Annotated in this window: 13 protein-coding genes; 7 read left to right on the forward strand and 6 right to left on the reverse strand. The window is 70.8% G+C overall.

Going from position 1 to position 14796, the window contains the following annotated elements; genetic code table 11:
• Window positions 1-92: 92 nt before the first annotated feature.
• Window positions 93-536 (reverse strand): DMT family transporter, encoded by a 444-nt coding sequence (locus tag HNR01_RS26880; RefSeq protein WP_017484497.1) that lies wholly within the window; start codon window positions 534-536, stop codon window positions 93-95.
• 258 nt (window positions 537-794) lie between these two features.
• Here HNR01_RS26880 and HNR01_RS26885 point away from each other — a divergent pair, with 258 nt between their 5' ends.
• Genes HNR01_RS26885 through HNR01_RS26900 form a run of 4 tightly spaced genes read left to right on the forward strand, consistent with a single transcriptional unit; the run spans window position 795 to window position 4340 of the window.
• A complete protein-coding gene (locus HNR01_RS26885; protein WP_183670978.1) occupies window positions 795-1559 on the forward strand; it encodes an enoyl-CoA hydratase-related protein in 765 nt (254 codons plus the stop codon).
• Between the two features lie 7 nt (window positions 1560-1566).
• On the forward strand, window positions 1567-2418 hold the full coding sequence (locus HNR01_RS26890; protein ID WP_183670980.1) for an SDR family NAD(P)-dependent oxidoreductase: 852 nt from the start codon (window positions 1567-1569) through the stop codon (window positions 2416-2418).
• Window positions 2415-3314 carry an SDR family oxidoreductase gene (locus HNR01_RS26895; RefSeq protein ID WP_183670982.1) on the forward strand — a complete coding sequence of 300 codons (900 nt, stop codon included), beginning with the start codon at window positions 2415-2417 and terminating at the stop codon, window positions 3312-3314. Before HNR01_RS26890 ends, HNR01_RS26895 begins: the two co-directional genes overlap by 4 nt.
• A gap of 21 nt (window positions 3315-3335) precedes the next feature.
• Complete coding sequence (locus tag HNR01_RS26900) at window positions 3336-4340, forward strand: magnesium transporter CorA family protein (RefSeq protein WP_017484493.1); 1005 nt, start codon at window positions 3336-3338, stop codon at window positions 4338-4340.
• A 200-nt stretch (window positions 4341-4540) separates the two neighbouring features.
• Here the strand turns inward: HNR01_RS26900 and HNR01_RS26905 are convergent, their stop codons facing one another.
• Together HNR01_RS26905 and HNR01_RS26910 are read right to left on the reverse strand one after the other, a co-directional pair.
• Window positions 4541-6613 carry a YgiQ family radical SAM protein gene (locus tag HNR01_RS26905; protein WP_017484492.1) on the reverse strand — a complete coding sequence of 691 codons (2073 nt, stop codon included), beginning with the start codon at window positions 6611-6613 and terminating at the stop codon, window positions 4541-4543.
• Window positions 6614-6723: 110 nt separating this feature from the next.
• Window positions 6724-7644 (reverse strand): oxidoreductase, encoded by a 921-nt coding sequence (locus tag HNR01_RS26910; RefSeq protein ID WP_153875664.1) that lies wholly within the window; start codon window positions 7642-7644, stop codon window positions 6724-6726.
• Window positions 7645-7984: 340 nt separating this feature from the next.
• Between HNR01_RS26910 and HNR01_RS26915 the strand changes: the two genes are divergently transcribed.
• Window positions 7985-8821: an alpha/beta fold hydrolase gene (locus HNR01_RS26915; RefSeq protein ID WP_017484490.1), complete on the forward strand. Its 837-nt coding sequence runs from the start codon at window positions 7985-7987 to the stop codon at window positions 8819-8821.
• Window positions 8822-8858: 37 nt separating this feature from the next.
• Here the strand turns inward: HNR01_RS26915 and HNR01_RS26920 are convergent, their stop codons facing one another.
• Window positions 8859-9392: a GFA family protein gene (locus HNR01_RS26920; protein ID WP_017484489.1), complete on the reverse strand. Its 534-nt coding sequence runs from the start codon at window positions 9390-9392 to the stop codon at window positions 8859-8861.
• A 421-nt stretch (window positions 9393-9813) separates the two neighbouring features.
• Here HNR01_RS26920 and pdxA point away from each other — a divergent pair, with 421 nt between their 5' ends.
• On the forward strand, window positions 9814-10863 hold the full coding sequence (gene pdxA, locus HNR01_RS26925; protein WP_183670984.1) for a 4-hydroxythreonine-4-phosphate dehydrogenase PdxA: 1050 nt from the start codon (window positions 9814-9816) through the stop codon (window positions 10861-10863).
• 25 nt (window positions 10864-10888) lie between these two features.
• Complete coding sequence (gene rsmA / locus HNR01_RS26930) at window positions 10889-11779, forward strand: 16S rRNA (adenine(1518)-N(6)/adenine(1519)-N(6))-dimethyltransferase RsmA (protein WP_183670991.1); 891 nt, start codon at window positions 10889-10891, stop codon at window positions 11777-11779.
• 192 nt (window positions 11780-11971) lie between these two features.
• On the opposite strand, the gene HNR01_RS26935 is transcribed toward rsmA, so the two are convergent.
• Together HNR01_RS26935 and HNR01_RS26940 are read right to left on the reverse strand one after the other, a co-directional pair.
• Window positions 11972-12346: a response regulator gene (locus HNR01_RS26935; RefSeq protein WP_183670986.1), complete on the reverse strand. Its 375-nt coding sequence runs from the start codon at window positions 12344-12346 to the stop codon at window positions 11972-11974.
• Between the two features lie 71 nt (window positions 12347-12417).
• Window positions 12418-14565: a PAS domain-containing sensor histidine kinase gene (locus HNR01_RS26940; RefSeq protein ID WP_183670988.1), complete on the reverse strand. Its 2148-nt coding sequence runs from the start codon at window positions 14563-14565 to the stop codon at window positions 12418-12420.
• Window positions 14566-14796: the final 231 nt, after the last annotated feature.

Consider the following 14796-nt stretch of genomic DNA (forward strand, 5'->3'; position numbering starts at 1 on the left):
GCCCTCGCTTCACAGCCGATGAGTGCCGAAACTGCCTCGCCGCAGCCGGTTACGATACAGACTTGGCCGTCGCTACGTGAACGGGCACGGCTCTAAAATACCGCCACCAACCCCACCCCGACCACCATCAACACCGCCCCGGCGACCCGCCAAACGCTCGCCGGGTGCACCTGAAACCCGATCCATCCGAAATGGTCGAGGATGATCGAGGCGAGCACGCCCACCGTCACGATGATCCCCAGAAAGGTCGCCGCGCCGATGGCGGGGGAGGCGTAGAGCTGGGCCAGGATCAGCAGGATACTCAAGAATCCGCCGAGCCACGCCCACCAGGGCACCTGCCCGAGCTGCTGGCCGGTGGGGATTTCGAGTTTTCCGAGCGCGAGGCCGCCGGCGAGCAGGCCGGCGGTGCTGACGAGCAGCGTCAGGAGGGCCGCCGTGACCGGCAGGCCGAGCGACTTCGACAGCGTCGCGTTCTGTCCCGGCTGGATCGCGTTGGCGAGCCCGGCGAGGATCGTGAGAGCGTAGAGAAACCACATGGCCGGACATCCGGCGGGCCTCCGCCCAAGTTTCGCGGGTGCGACACAGGCGACCGTCACGGCCGCGGGGATCGGCGCATCCCGGGCGGGGGCCGGAACCCGCCGCGCGGCCGCGGATGACGGGGAGGGGTTTTTGGGGGTGGGCGGCCCCGGCCCCGGCCGCGGCGCTCCGCCCCCCTCGACAAAGCGTCGCGGTGGGCCGAAGGGTGGGGCGGCAGGCCGAGACGGTCGCTCGGGAAGCGCGCGGGGCGAGGGCGGATGACTGAGGCCACCATCATCGAGGATGTCGCGGGCGGCGTCCGGCTGATCCGCTGGAACCGCCCGGCGAAGAAGAACGCGCTGACCGGGGCGATGTACGACGCCGCCACCGCGGCGCTGGAAGACGCCGACGCGAACTCCGAAACAATCGGGGCGGTGGTGTTCGCCGGGGCCCCCGGCGCCTTCACCGCCGGCAACGATGTGGCCGATTTCTTCGCCGCCGGCACGGCGCCGCGCGAATCATTTTCGGAGATGCCGGCCCTGCGCTTCATCCGGCAGCTCGCCCGCACCCGCACGCCGCTGGTCGCGGCGGTGGACGGGCTCGCCATCGGCGTCGGCACGACGCTGACGCTGCATTGCGACCTCGTCTACGTCTCGCCGCAGGCGCACTTCCGCATGCCGTTCGTGGAACTCGGCGTGGTGCCGGAGGCCGCCGCGAGCCACCTCCTGCCGCGGCGGATCGGGCTCGCCCGCGCCGCGTCGCTGCTGCTCCTGTGCGAGCCGTTCGACGGGGCGGCGGCGGTGGCGATGGGGCTCGCCAATGGGCTGCTGCCCTCCGAGGAACTGGAGGCGCACGCCCTGGCGCAGGCGGCGCGGCTCGCCGCCCTGCCGCGCCGGGCGGTGCAGGCGACCCGCGCGCTGATGCGCGGCGAGCAGGGCGCCGTCGAGGCGGCGATCGAGGCCGAGGCGCAAGCCTTCGAGGCGGGCCTGCGCGATCCGGAGACGCAGGCGCGGCTCGCCCGCTTCCTCTCCGGCAAGGCGTGAGCGCGGCATGGCGCCGTCGTTGCGGGGGAAGGTCTGCCTCGTGGCCGGGGCCTCGCGCGGGGTCGGGCGCGGGCTCGCCCGGGGGCTCGGGGAGGCCGGCGCCACGGTGATCGTCACCGCCCGCTCCTCCGAGACCGGGCGGCGCACCGAGACGCGGCCGGAGGCGATCGAGGACACCGCCCGCGCGGTCGATGCCGCGGGCGGGGAGGGGCACCACTACCTGTGCGACCACACCAGCGAGCGGGCGGTGGACGAACTCGTCCACTGGTGCCTGCGCCGGTTCGGGCGGATCGACGTCGCGGCCTCCTCCGTCTGGGGCGGCAACGAGGGCTATGACGGCGAGCGCTACCCCGACGGCGCCGCCTGGGGCACGCCGTTCTGGCGCCGCTCGGCCGAGCCGTTCTCGCGCTATCTGGGGACCGGGCCCTACCCGGCCCTGCTGCTGGCGCGGGCCGTGGCGCCGGCCATGGTGGCGGCCAAGCAAGGGCTGATCGCCTTCGTCTCCTTCGGCACCGAGGACGGCTATCTCGGCGACGTCTACTACGACCTCGCCAAGGCGGCGACGAACCGGCTCGCCCTGGCCTGCGCCGCCGAACTCGCCCCCGCCGGCGTCTGCGCGCTCGGCCTGTCGCCGGGCTTCGTCGCCACCGAGCGGGTGCGCGACCTCGGGCAGGACGCGCTGGCCACCGAGACCCCGCTCTATGCCGGCCGGGCGCTCGCGGCGCTCGCCGCCGACCCGTCCGTGCTGGACCGGGCCGGGCGGACGGTCCATGTCGGGGATCTCGCCCGCGCCTACGGCTTCACCGACGCCGACGGCCGCCAGCCGGAGCGCTTCCGGATCGGAGAGGATGAGGCATGAATCTGGAGAGCAAGAGTCTCGAGGGCGAGAGTCTTAAGGGCAAGACGCTGTTCATCACCGGCGCCTCGCGGGGCATCGGGCTCGCCATCGGCCTGCGCGCCGCCCGCGACGGCGCCAACGTGGCGATCGCCGCCAAGACCGCCGAACCGCACCCGAAGCTCGAGGGCACGATCTTCACCGCCGCCGAACAGATCGAGCGGGCGGGGGGCCGGGCGCTGCCGCTGACGGTCGATGTCCGCGACGAGGCGGCGGTGAAGCACGCGCTCGACCAAACCGCGGAAACGTTCGGCGGGATCGACATCGTGGTCAACAACGCGAGCGCGATCTCGCTCTCGACCACGCCGGCCACCGAGATGAAGCGCTTCGACCTGATGCACGGGATCAACGCGCGCGGCACCTACATGGTGAGCAAGTACGCGATCCCCCATCTGGAGCGGGCCGACAACCCGCACATCCTGATGCTGTCGCCGCCCCTCGACATGGCCGAGCGCTGGTTCGCGCCGCACCTCGCCTACACCATGGCGAAGTTCGGCATGTCGCTGTGCGTGCTGGGGCTGGCCGGGGAGCTAAGGGGCAAGGGGGCTGGAGGGAAGGGCATCGCCGTCAACGCCCTGTGGCCGCGCACCACCATCGCCACGGCGGCGGTGCAGAACCTGCTCGGCGGCGACGCCCTGATGCGGGCGAGCCGCACGCCCGAGATCATGGCGGACGCGGCGCACGCCGTGTTCCTGAAGGACGCCCGGAGCTTCACCGGGCGCTTCCTGATCGACGACACGTTCCTGGCGGAAGAGGGCGTCACGGACTTTTCAAAATACCGCGTCACAGCAGGCGTCCCGCTTGCGCCGGACTTCTTCGTGCCGGAGACAAGCGTCGCCCCGCCCGGGGCCCTCGACTGAGGCTTCACAGGTCGCAACGCCTTGATCTTCACGCACAAGCCCGTCGCGGGCGACACCCAGACGGTGCTGGAGCGCCGCTACCTCGAATTGCAGGAGCCGATCCCCGAGGACACGGTCTGGCTCGACCTCGTGCGCCCGACGCGGGAGGAGGAGGTGAAGGTCGAATCCTTCCTCGGCATCACCGTGCCGACCCGCGAGGAGATGAAGGACATCGAGCCCTCGGAGCTGCTCTACGTCGAGGCCGGCGCCCGCTACATGACGGGCCGCGTGCTCTCCCGCGTCAGCGATTCCGAGGAGCCGGGCCTGGCCGGCATCACCTTCATCCTGCGCGACAACCGGCTCATCACCGTGCGCTACGAGGAGCCGCAGGCGTTCCGGATGTACACCCAGCGCGCCGGCCGGGCGACGGGCAACGGGCCGTCGCGCTCGGTCTCGGGCGAGTCGATCCTGGCCGGGCTGATCGAGGCGGTAATCGACCGCGCCGCCGACGTGCTCCAGCTCCAGGGCGAGCGGATCGACCGCCTCTCGCGAAAGATCTTCGAGGACAAGGGCGACCCGTCCTCGCGCAACAACGCGCTGCAGGACACGCTGCGGGCGCTCGGGCGGCACGGCGACCTGATCTCGAAGCAGCGCGAGAGCCTGGTCTCGATGGAGCGCATCCTGCTCTCGCTCTCGGCCACCTACCGCACGGCGAAAGCGCCGCGCGAGCTGCGCGAGGACGTGCGCTCGACCCTGCGCGACCTGCAATCGCTCGAAGAGCACGCGACCTTCATCTCGGCCAAGATCCAGTTCCTGCTCGACGCCACGCTCGGCCTCGTGAACCTGGAACAGAACAACATCATCAAGCTGTTCTCGGTCATGGCGGTGGTGTTCATGCCGCCGACGCTGATCGCCTCGATCTACGGCATGAACTTCAAGACCATGCCGGAGCTCGACTGGCATTTCGGCTACCCCGCCGCGGTCGGCATGATGGTGGTGGCCGCGGTCCTGCCCTACGTGTTCTTTCGCTGGAAGAAGTGGCTGTAGGGGCGCGCGGTCGTCCCTGGCCGTTTCCGGTTGATCGCTTCGCGTCGGCCCCTTCCGCCATCATTCCGGGGCGCCGGAGGCGAACCCGGAATGGCGGGCAGGCGGGACCGGAAGGATCAACCGGAAACCGTATGACGCAAGACGGCACCGAGGCCGTCGAGCGGAGACCGTAGGCGGCCTGCGCCGACCCCGTGGACCCGTCACTTCCGCAGCGGCACGCCCTTGGTGGTGAAGCGCTGCCCGCCGCCCGGGCGATACTCGGGCCGCGGCTGGCCCCGCCCCTTGCCGGGCCCTTGGCCGGCCCCCTTGCCCAGGCCCGTGCCCGGCGGCTGCGAGAACGGCACGAGCTGGTCCGGCCGCGGGCCGATGAGGTCGGCGCGGCCCATCTCCCGCAGCGCCTCGCGCAGAAGCGGCCAGTTCTCGGGGTCGTGGTAGCGCAGGAACGCCTTGTGGAGGCGCCGCTGCCGCAGCCCCTTGATCGCCTCGACCGGCTCGCTGCCGCCGCGCCGCACCCCTTTCAGCGTGTTGACCTCGGTGTGATACATCGCCGTGGCGGTGGCCATGGGCGAGGGCAGGAAGGTCTGCACCTGGTCGGCGCGGTAATCGTTCTTCTTGAGCCAGAGCGCGAGGTGCAGCATGTCCTCGTCGGTCGTGCCGGGATGGGCCGCGATGAAGTACGGGATCAGGTAGTACTTCTTGCCCGCCTGCTTGGCGGCCTCGTCGAACATCTCCTTGAAGCGGTCGTAGGTGCCGATTCCCGGCTTCATCATCAGGTCGAGGGGCCCGCGCTCGGTGTGCTCGGGCGCGATCTTCAGGCGGCCGCCGACGTGATGGGTCACGAGCTCCTTGACGTATTCGGGGCTCCGGACCGCGAGGTCGTAGCGCACGCCCGAGGCCACCATCACCTTCTTGACGCCCTTGACCTCGCGGACCTTGCGGTAGAGCCGGATCAGGTCGTCGTGCGAGGTGTTCAGGTTCGGGCAGATGTCGGGGAAGACGCAGGACGGCAGCCGGCAGGCCGCCTCGATCTTCGGGTCCTTGCAGGCCATCCGGTACATGTTCGCGGTCGGCCCGCCGACATCCGAGATCACGCCGGTGAAGCCCGGCGTCTTGTCGCGGATCCGCTCGATCTCGCGCAGGATCGAGCCCTCCGAGCGGTTCTGGATGACGCGGCCCTCGTGCTCGGTGATGGAGCAGAAGGTGCAGCCGCCGAAGCAGCCGCGCATGATCGTCACCGAGAACTTGATCATGTCCCAGGCGGGGATCTTGGCGTCGCCGTAGGACGGGTGGGGCGCACGGGCGTAGGGCAGGTCGTAGACCGCGTCCATCTCCTCGCTGGAGAGCGGGATCGGCGGCGGGTTCAGCCAGAGGTCGCGGTCGCCGTGGCGCTGGACGAGCGGGCGCGCGTTGCCGGGATTGGCCTCCCGGTGCAGCACCCGCGAGGCGCGGGCATAGGCTTCCTTGTCGTCCTTCACATCCTCGTAGGCGGGAAGGCGGATCACCGTGTCGCCGGGCCGGCGGGCGGCGGCCTCGTCGGTGGAATCGAGGTCGTCGGCGGGCAGCTCGGTGGTGTGCTCGGGCACCCGGCGGAACAGGGCGACGCCCCGGACGGAGTCGAGTTGGTGCGGCGCCTCGCCGGCCGCCAGGCGGTTGGCCACCTCGACCACGGCCCGCTCGGCATTGCCGTAGAGGAGCAGATCCGCCTTCGCGTCGGCCAGGATCGAGCGGCGCACCTTGTCGGACCAGTAATCGTAATGCGCGATGCGGCGCAGCGAGGCCTCGATGCCGCCGAGGATGACCGGCACGTCCTTGTAGGCCTCGCGGCAGCGCTGCGTGTAGACGATGGTGCAGCGGTCCGGGCGCTTGCCGCCCTCGCCGCCCGCCGTGTAGGCGTCGTCGTGGCGCAGGCGGCGGTCGGCGGTGTAGCGGTTCACCATCGAATCGAGGTTGCCGCCGGTGACGCCGAAGAACAGCCTCGGCCGGCCCAGCGCCCGGAACGGCTCCGCCGACTGCCAGTCGGGCTGCGCGATGATGCCGACCCGGAACCCCTGCGCTTCGAGCAACCGGCCGATGATGGCCATGCCGAAGCTCGGATGATCGACGTAGGCGTCGCCCGTCACCAGAACGATGTCGCAGGCGTCCCAGCCGAGCGCCGTCATCTCGGCGCGGCTCATCGGCAGGAACGGCGCCGCCTTGCCGGCAGGCGGCCGTTTGCAGGCGAGGGGCGCCAACACGCCCTCAAAGGACCGCTCGGTCGAAGCTCGGAGTTCCATGGGGCCTACGCATAGGCCGCCCGGGCCGAGAGCTCAACAAAAGACGGGACGCGCGGGGGCCGCCGGGACGACGGACAGCGGCTGAACCGAGGCGACCGCGCGGCCCCGCCTCACAGGGGAAAGCGCACCCCGGTCAGCGTCTCGGACATCGCCCACAGCCGGTCGGCCGCCGCGCGGTCGAGGGCGCGGGCGGCGATGGAGGCCGGCTTCGGAAAGCCGCGTGCCTCCCAGAACCCGTCCGGCCCGTAATAGCCACCGCGCTCGGCCTCCGGCGCGGCGGCGGCGTAGAGGATCGGCAGGGCGCCCTGCGCCGCCGGCTGGCCGATCAGCGAGAAGATGACCCGCCCCGCCCCCTGCTGGAAGGCGCCCGCCCGGTCGCCCCGGCGGAACACCTCGGTGAGGGCGAGCCCCGGATGCGCCGCGAGCGAGGCGATGCCGGAGCCCGAAGCCTTGAGCCGCCGGTCGAGTTCGAGGGCGAACATCAGGAGCGCGAGCTTGCTCTGCCGGTAGGCCGCCTGCGCCCCGTAGGTCTCGCGCCAGTGCAGGTCGTCGAACCGGATCTGCCCGCTGCGATGGGCGAGGCTCGCCACCGACACCACCCGGGCCGAGGGGCTCAGCGCCGGCAGGAGCAGCCCCGTCAGCGCGAAATGGCCGAGATAGTTCGTGGCGAGTTGCCGCTCGAACCCGTCCACGCTCTCCTCGCGCCGGGGCACCGCGGCGATGCCGGCATTGAGCACGAGCCGGTCGATCGTCGCCTCCGCCGGCCAGTCGCGGGCGAACGCGCGCACGGAGGCGAGCGAGGCGGTGTCGATCGGGCGCACGGACAGCTCGGCCCCGGGATGCTCCCGCCGGATCGCCGCGGCGGCACGCGCGCCCTTCTCGGGATCGCGCACCGCCAGCACCACCGACGCACCCGCCCCGGCCAGCGCTCGCGCCGTCTCGAACCCGAGCCCGGCGCTCGCCCCGGTCACCACGGCGCGGCGGCCGGCCTGGGAGGGGATGTCGGCGACGGTCCAGCGCTGTCTCACCATCGGGCTTACGGTCCTCATCAGCTTCGAATCTCAAGCGGACGGCCGCGACCGTCCGGAGCGGAGGGGCCGCGGCCCAAGTGGAAACCGCACACGGTCCTGTCCGTTCGGCCCTGGTTTCGGAAGCCGAGGCGTCTCTCCCCCGCTCGCCGGCCCCGCCCTTGCAAGGCCGCCGGATCGCGGCGCGACGCCCTATCAGATACCACTTTTGGAAACGATGCATTTCAATCGTTTCTAATTTTCAAACGCCTCGCCAGGGTTCATTCTCTCACCGTCAAGCAGCGGTCGCGGCGGTCCGAACGGGACGACGCTCCGGCCCAGCCACGGTCGAGGAGAGACAATCATGGCCACGGTCACCACCCGGGACGGCACCGAGATTTTCTACAAGGATTGGGGCGCGAAGGACGCGCAGCCGATCATGTTCCATCACGGCTGGCCGCTCTCCTCCGACGACTGGGACGCGCAGATGCTGTTCTTCGTGAACCAGGGCTTCCGCGTGGTGGCGCATGACCGGCGCGGCCACGGCCGTTCGGCCCAGGTGCCGGACGGGCACGACATGGACCATTACGCCGCCGACGCCTCCGCCGTCGCCGAGCATCTCGACCTGAGGAACGCCGTCCATATCGGCCACTCCACCGGCGGCGGCGAGGTCGCCCGCTACGTCGCCCGCCACGGCGAGCCGCAGGGGCGCGTGGCCAAGGCGGTGCTGGTGAGCGCCGTGCCTCCGCTGATGCTGAAGACCGAGGCCAATCCGGAGGGCCTGCCGATCGCCGTGTTCGACGGCTTCCGCAAGGCGCTGGCCGACAACCGGGCCCAGTTCTTCCTCGAAGTCCCGACCGGCCCGTTCTACGGCTTCAACCGCGACGGTGCGACGGTCCACGAGGGCGTGATCCGCAACTGGTGGCGCCAGGGCATGATGGGCTCGGCCAAGGCGCATTACGAGGGCATCAAGGCCTTCTCGGAAACCGATCAGACCGAGGATCTGAAGGCGATCTCGGTGCCGACCCTCGTGCTCCACGGCGAGGACGACCAGATCGTGCCGATCGGGGCCGCCGCGCACAAGTCGATCAAGCTGCTGCGCAACGGCACGCTGAAGACCTATCCGGGCCTGTCGCACGGAATGCTGACCGTCAACGCGGACCAGCTCAACGCCGACCTCCTCGCCTTCATCCGCGGCTGATCGGGCGCCGGCCGCGGCCCGGAGCCGCCGGCCGGCCTCAACCGGGTTGCGATTCGCCGATCCCGCCCGGGAACGGCTCGTTCCCGCGCCGGCCGACGAGGTGGAGCGCGTCGTGCACGAACGGCGCCTGCGGCTGGCCCGCCGCGTCCATGGCCGGCCCGTCAAAGGTGGCGAGGCCCGGCAGCAGCACCGCCTCGGGCCGGGCCGAGGCGACAAAGACCTGCTTGGCGTTGTCGGGCCTGACCTCGATCGCGGCCGGGTCGTCCAGGGTTCCGGCATAGACGCCGCACAGTCCGGGGAAGCGCTCGAACGTCATGAAGAGCGTCGTTCCGCAGACCGCGCAGAAATGCAGGTCGAGATGCCGGCCGCTGCCGTCCGACCGGTGCCGGTAGACGGTCGGCGTGCCCGCGGTGACGTGCAGGTCGTCGCGGGCGAACAGCGGCTCGACGAGGTGGCTCGATCCGGTCACGCGCTGGCAGAAGCGGCAATGGCAGAGCGTCACACGCAGGGGCGGGGAACGCGCCTCGTAGCGCAAGGCACCGCACAGGCAGCCGCCCGATAGAACCGTCATGTTCCCTCCGCACGAGGATCGGGCCGGGCCGCCCGGGAGCGATCTCAGCCCCGAAGCATCCGCAAGGATTCACGGCGAAAATCCTAAATCATCGGTCCAGCGGGGACTATCGCAAAGTGCATTCGCCCTCCGAGGACGAAGAAGAGAGCCAAATCGCAGCAGAACACGGCCGGCTCGACTCGATGAAGGGCTGCGGTGATGGGGCATCGGGCGTTGGCGGACCGCCGGTCTTTCGATTCGCCCGGCATGCCAGCGGCGTGACGCCGTGGCGCTTGCGGGAAGAGCTGCGCCCGGGCTGCGAGGCAAGCAGAGCGCCGGGGAGGGGCGCATCCCGAGCAATCCGGAGGGGCCGGGGCCGGCCCGACCGAGCCGCCCCCCAAAAGCACCTCGGCGATCGGCGAAACCGCGCTATAAGCCTGCCATGGCCTCCGACGACAGACCGCTTGCCCTCACCCTCGGCGACCCTGCCGGCATCGGACCGGAGCTCGCTCTGGCCGCGTGGCAGTTGCGGGGCGAGCGGGGCGTGCCGCCGTTCCAGCTCATCGGCGATCCGGAATTTCTGGAAGCCACCGCCTACCGGCTCGGCCTGTCGGTGCCGGTGGCCGAAGTCGAGCCGGACGATGCCGTCGCGGTGTTCGCGCGGGCCTTGCCGGTTCTGCCGCTGCCGAGCGGCGCCAAGGTTTCGGCCACGCCCGGCGCGCCGGATTCGGCCAATGCCGGCGCCATCGTCGAATCGATCACCGCCGCCGTCGATCTGGTGCGCTCCGGCGCGGCCTCGGGCGTGGTGACCAATCCGATCGCCAAGTTCGTTCTGACCCGCGTCGGCTTCGCCCATCCGGGGCATACCGAGTTCCTGGCGGCGCTGGCGGCACGGGAGGGCCGAGAGCCGCCGCTTCCGGTGATGATGCTGTGGAGCGACACGCTCGCCGTCGTGCCGGTGACGATCCACGTCGCCCTGCGCCGCGTTCCCGAGCTGCTGACGCAGGAATTGGTCGAGCGCACCGCCCGCATCGTCGACGCCGACCTGCGCGCCCGCTTCGGCCTGCAGAAGCCCCGCCTCGTCCTGTCGGGCCTCAACCCGCATGCGGGCGAGTCCGGCACCATGGGCACCGAGGACCGCGACGTGCTGGCGCCCGCCGTGGCGGCCCTGCGCGCCGAGGGCATCGACATCCGCGGACCGCTGTCCGCCGACACCCTGTTCCACGAACGCGCCCGGGCGACCTACGACGTGGCCCTCACCCCGACTCACGATCAGGCGCTGATCCCGATCAAGACGCTCGCCTTCGACGAGGGCGTGAACGTGACGCTCGGCCTGCCCTTCGTGCGAACCTCGCCCGACCACGGCACCGCCTTCGACATCGCGGGGCGGGGGATCGCCCGGCCCGACAGCCTGATCGCGGCCCTGCGGCTGGCGCAGCGCATCGCGCAGCGGCCGGCCAGCAACGTCACGCCCTTCCCCGCCCGCGCCTGAACACGCCGCGATGACCACCGAAGCGATAAGCACCGAAGCGTTGAGCGCCGACGGCCTGCCGCCTCTCCGCGAGGTGGTGCGGCGGCACGGGCTGGAGCCGAAGAAGGCGCTCGGCCAGAACTTCCTGTTCGACCTCAATCTCACCGGCCGCATCGCCCGCTCGGCCGGCGCGCTCGAGGGCGTGACGGTGGTGGAGGTCGGCCCCGGCCCCGGCGGGCTGACCCGGGCGCTGCTGGCGGCGGGGGCCGAGCGGGTGGTGGCGATCGAGCGCGATCCCCGCGCGCTGCCGGCGCTCAGCGAGATCGCCGCGCACTATCCCGGCCGTCTCGACGTGATCGACGCCGACGCGGTCGGGTTCGACCCGCGTCCCCTGGTCGGCGACGGGCCAGTGCGGATCGTGGCGAACCTCCCCTACAACGTCGCCACCGTGCTGCTCACCGGCTGGCTCGGCGCCGAGACGCGCGACGACGCCTGGCCGCCCTGGTGGGAGTCGGCGACGCTGATGTTCCAGCGCGAGGTGGCCGAGCGCATCGTCGCCGACGAGAGCGACCGGGCCAATTACGGCCGGCTCGGGGTTCTGTGCGGCTGGCGCACCCAGGCCACCATCCTGTTCGACGTCGCGCCGTCCGCCTTCGTGCCGCCGCCGAAGGTCACCTCCAGCATCGTCCATCTGCGCCCGCGGCCCGATCCGCTGCCCTGCCGGATCGCCGATCTGGAGCGGGTGACCCGTGCCGCCTTCGGCCAGCGCCGCAAGATGCTGCGCCAGAGCCTGAAGGCCGCCACCCCCGACCCCGCCCGCCTGCTCGCCGCCGCCGGGCTCCCGGAGACGGCACGGGCGGAGGAGATCCCGGTGGCGGGGTTCGTGGCCCTGGCGCGGGCGCTGGAGGCGGGGGGATCGCGTGAGAGCGCTCCGTAACCGAGCATCCGGGGCCGGGCGCTGGGCTCGACACAGGCGGCCATCCTCCGTCAGGCCGTCGGCCACGGACTCCGTGCCGGTCTCCGACCGAGCCCGCGACCGCATCCGGGCTCGTCTTTCATCGGGCCCGGTCCTGTCGGCCCCTGGGTGGCCCTCGGGAACGGCGGCTTCTACGAAGCGGGCTGCTGCGCCTCAGTTTCGCATGAGCCTGCCGACGGCCCGTACGAGCTCATCGACGAGGATCGGCTTCTCCAGCTTCGGACGGGATCGATAATCCGAGCGATCGGCGATCTGCACCTCGCCGGTGGCGAACAGATACGGGATGCCGTGCGCATTCAACTGATCCGCGACCGAGTAAACCGATTCCCCTCTGAGGTTCACGTCCAGGACGGCGGCATCGACGGGAACCGTCTCGATCAGCGCCAATGCCTGCTGCGCATCCGGTACGGGTCCGGCCACTTCGGCACCCGCCTGCTGCAGGCTATGCTCCATGTCCAAGGCGATCAGATACTCGTCTTCGACGAGGAGCACGCGACGACCGGAGAGTGCAGGAACGGGATCGGACACGGGAAGCTTCTCGGGCTCGAGCCAACCCGTCGACGCTACCGCCTTCGGCTGCGGCAACACCTTCGCCTAAGTTAGACGAGCGGCAGTTCGATCCGGCAGCGCACGCCGCCTGCGGTCAGCACGTATTCCGTGCTCCCGCCCAGAGCATATGCGAGCGCCTTCTCGATCAGCTCACGCCCGTAGCCGCGTCGCGTAACCGTCTCCGGCTCCAGGTCGACACCGCTCTCGACCCACTCGAGCGCCAACCGCCTTCCGCTCGCAGCCTGGATCACGTCCCAGGTCACGGAGAGCCGGCCGGTCTCCTCCTTCAGCGCACCGTACTTGACCGCATTGGTGGCCAGTTCGTGCAGCGCGAGGGCGAAGTTCTGCACATGCTCGGATGTCAGCATCACCGCCGGGCCCCCGACCGTCACCCGGTCGCAGGCGCCGTCGGCATGGGCGGCGAGTTCGGCGCGCACCAGGGCCTCGACGGCCACCGTGTCGCTGCCGGACTGGCTCAGCAGCGCCTGGGCCCGGCTGAGCGCTTTGAGCCGTATCGTGAAGCTCTCGACGGGTGAGCCGCGGCCGATGGTGCGGTTGCTCAGCGCGGTGATGACGCCGATCAGGTTGCGCGAGCGGTGCTGCAACTCCCTCACCAGCACCTCGAGCCGCACCTGCAAGGTCCGCACATCGTCGATGTCCGTGGAGGTGCCCAGCCACTCGACGATGGCGCCGGCCTCGTCGCACACAGGGGTGGCCCGCGTCTGGAACCAGCGGTAGCTCTGCTCGGGCCCGTGGTGGATGCGATACTCGGCCTTGAAGATGCCCGCCTCGACGGCACGGCTCCAGGCGGCGCGGGCCGCCTCACGATCCTCGGGGTGAACGGGCTCGAGCCAGCCCCGACCGTGGCTGTCCGCATCGCTCTGGCCGGTATAGGCGGTCCATTGCGGGCTCGCCCAGGTCCAGTGCCCGTCATCGACCGCTCGCCAGACGAGTTGCGGCATGCCCTCGATCAGGACCCGCAGCCGCTCCTCGCTCGCGCGCAATCGTTCCTCAGCCAGTCTCTGTTCCGTGACGTCGAAGCTGACCCCGTTGACGATCCACGGCCGCCCTCGTTCAGCACGACCGCGCCACCGCACCCACCGTCCCTCGGTTGGCCCGTCCACGACCGCGAGCTGGCCGTCGAACTCCTCGCCCGCCGCGATCGCCCGCGTGATCATCTCGCCCATCTCCGCCTGTCCCTGCGGGGACATCCGGTCCGTGAAGTCGGCAAGGCCGCGCGGCTCATCCGAGGGCGGGAAGCCCCACAGATCCAGGAAAGCGGCGTCGCCCCAGATGAGCCTGTCGCGCAGGTCCCAGCGCCACGTCCCCATTCGGCCGCTCGTGAGCGCGATGCGGCGAAGCTCTTCGCTCTGACGCAGCGCGGCCTCGGCCTGCTTGCGGGCCTCGATGTCGATGTTGATCCCGGCCCATTTCTCGACTCGGCCGCTCGGGTCCAGCACCGGGGCCGCGCGGACATTCGTCCAGCGCCAGCCGCCATCGGGGGCCCGAAGACGGAACTCGGCATTCACGAGCCCGCGAACGGCCATCGCCTCGCGCCACTTTCGCTCGGTATAGGCGCGGTCGTCGGGATGGATTGCGTCCAGCCAGCCGTAGCCGAGCCACTCCTCCAGGGTCTGACCCGTATAGGCACGCCAGCTCGGGCTGTCGGCGACGACGACGCCGTCGGCATCGGTTTCCCAGACCGCCTGTGCCCAGCTCTCGATCAGGAGGCGGTGACGCGTCTCGCTCTCGCGCAGGGCCGTTTCCGCGCGAAAGCGGCTTCCCACCTCGTGACCGGTCATGTGGACGTAGGCGATGCGGCCCTCCACGTCCCGCACGGGTGTCAGCCATGCGTCGAACATGTCGGCCCGAACGCCCTCGCCGCGCGTGTCGAGCGGCTGTCCTGTGACCTGCACGGTCTCGCCTGCGAAAGCGCGCTCGTAGAAGGGAGCGACCGTCGCCCAGCCCTCCGGAAAGACATCCGGCAGCGGATGGCCGAGAGCGCCCGGATACCGGTCGCCGTAGAGCCTGGCGGCGGCGTCGTTGTAGATCAGAACCCGCGCGGGTCCGCAGACGAGGCTCGACACGAGCGGAGTGGCGAGGACCTGCTCGACCATCACCTTGAGACGATCCGGCCACCTCGCGATCGGCCCGAGCGGTGTCGTAGCCCACTCGAGGTCGCGAATGCGGGCGGCCATCTCACTATCGCCGCAGGGCCATCGGGTGCTCACCTGTGCCATCCATCCACGAATAGAGCGGGGCAGCAAGGGTCAACTGATTCAGGTTGGTTCTCGCCCGGTTCGGTACCGCGCGATCGGGTCACGGAGGACGGAATGTCCTGTGTGGATGGCTCCCGCATTGCAAGTGGCGAATCGAGCTTCTGGCGCGTTGGTCGGGTGCAGTCTTGTGTCCGGCCTGTCGATGCAGTC

Source organism: Methylorubrum rhodesianum (genome assembly GCF_014199985.1).
Classification (GTDB): Bacteria; Pseudomonadota; Alphaproteobacteria; order Rhizobiales; family Beijerinckiaceae; genus Methylobacterium; species Methylobacterium rhodesianum.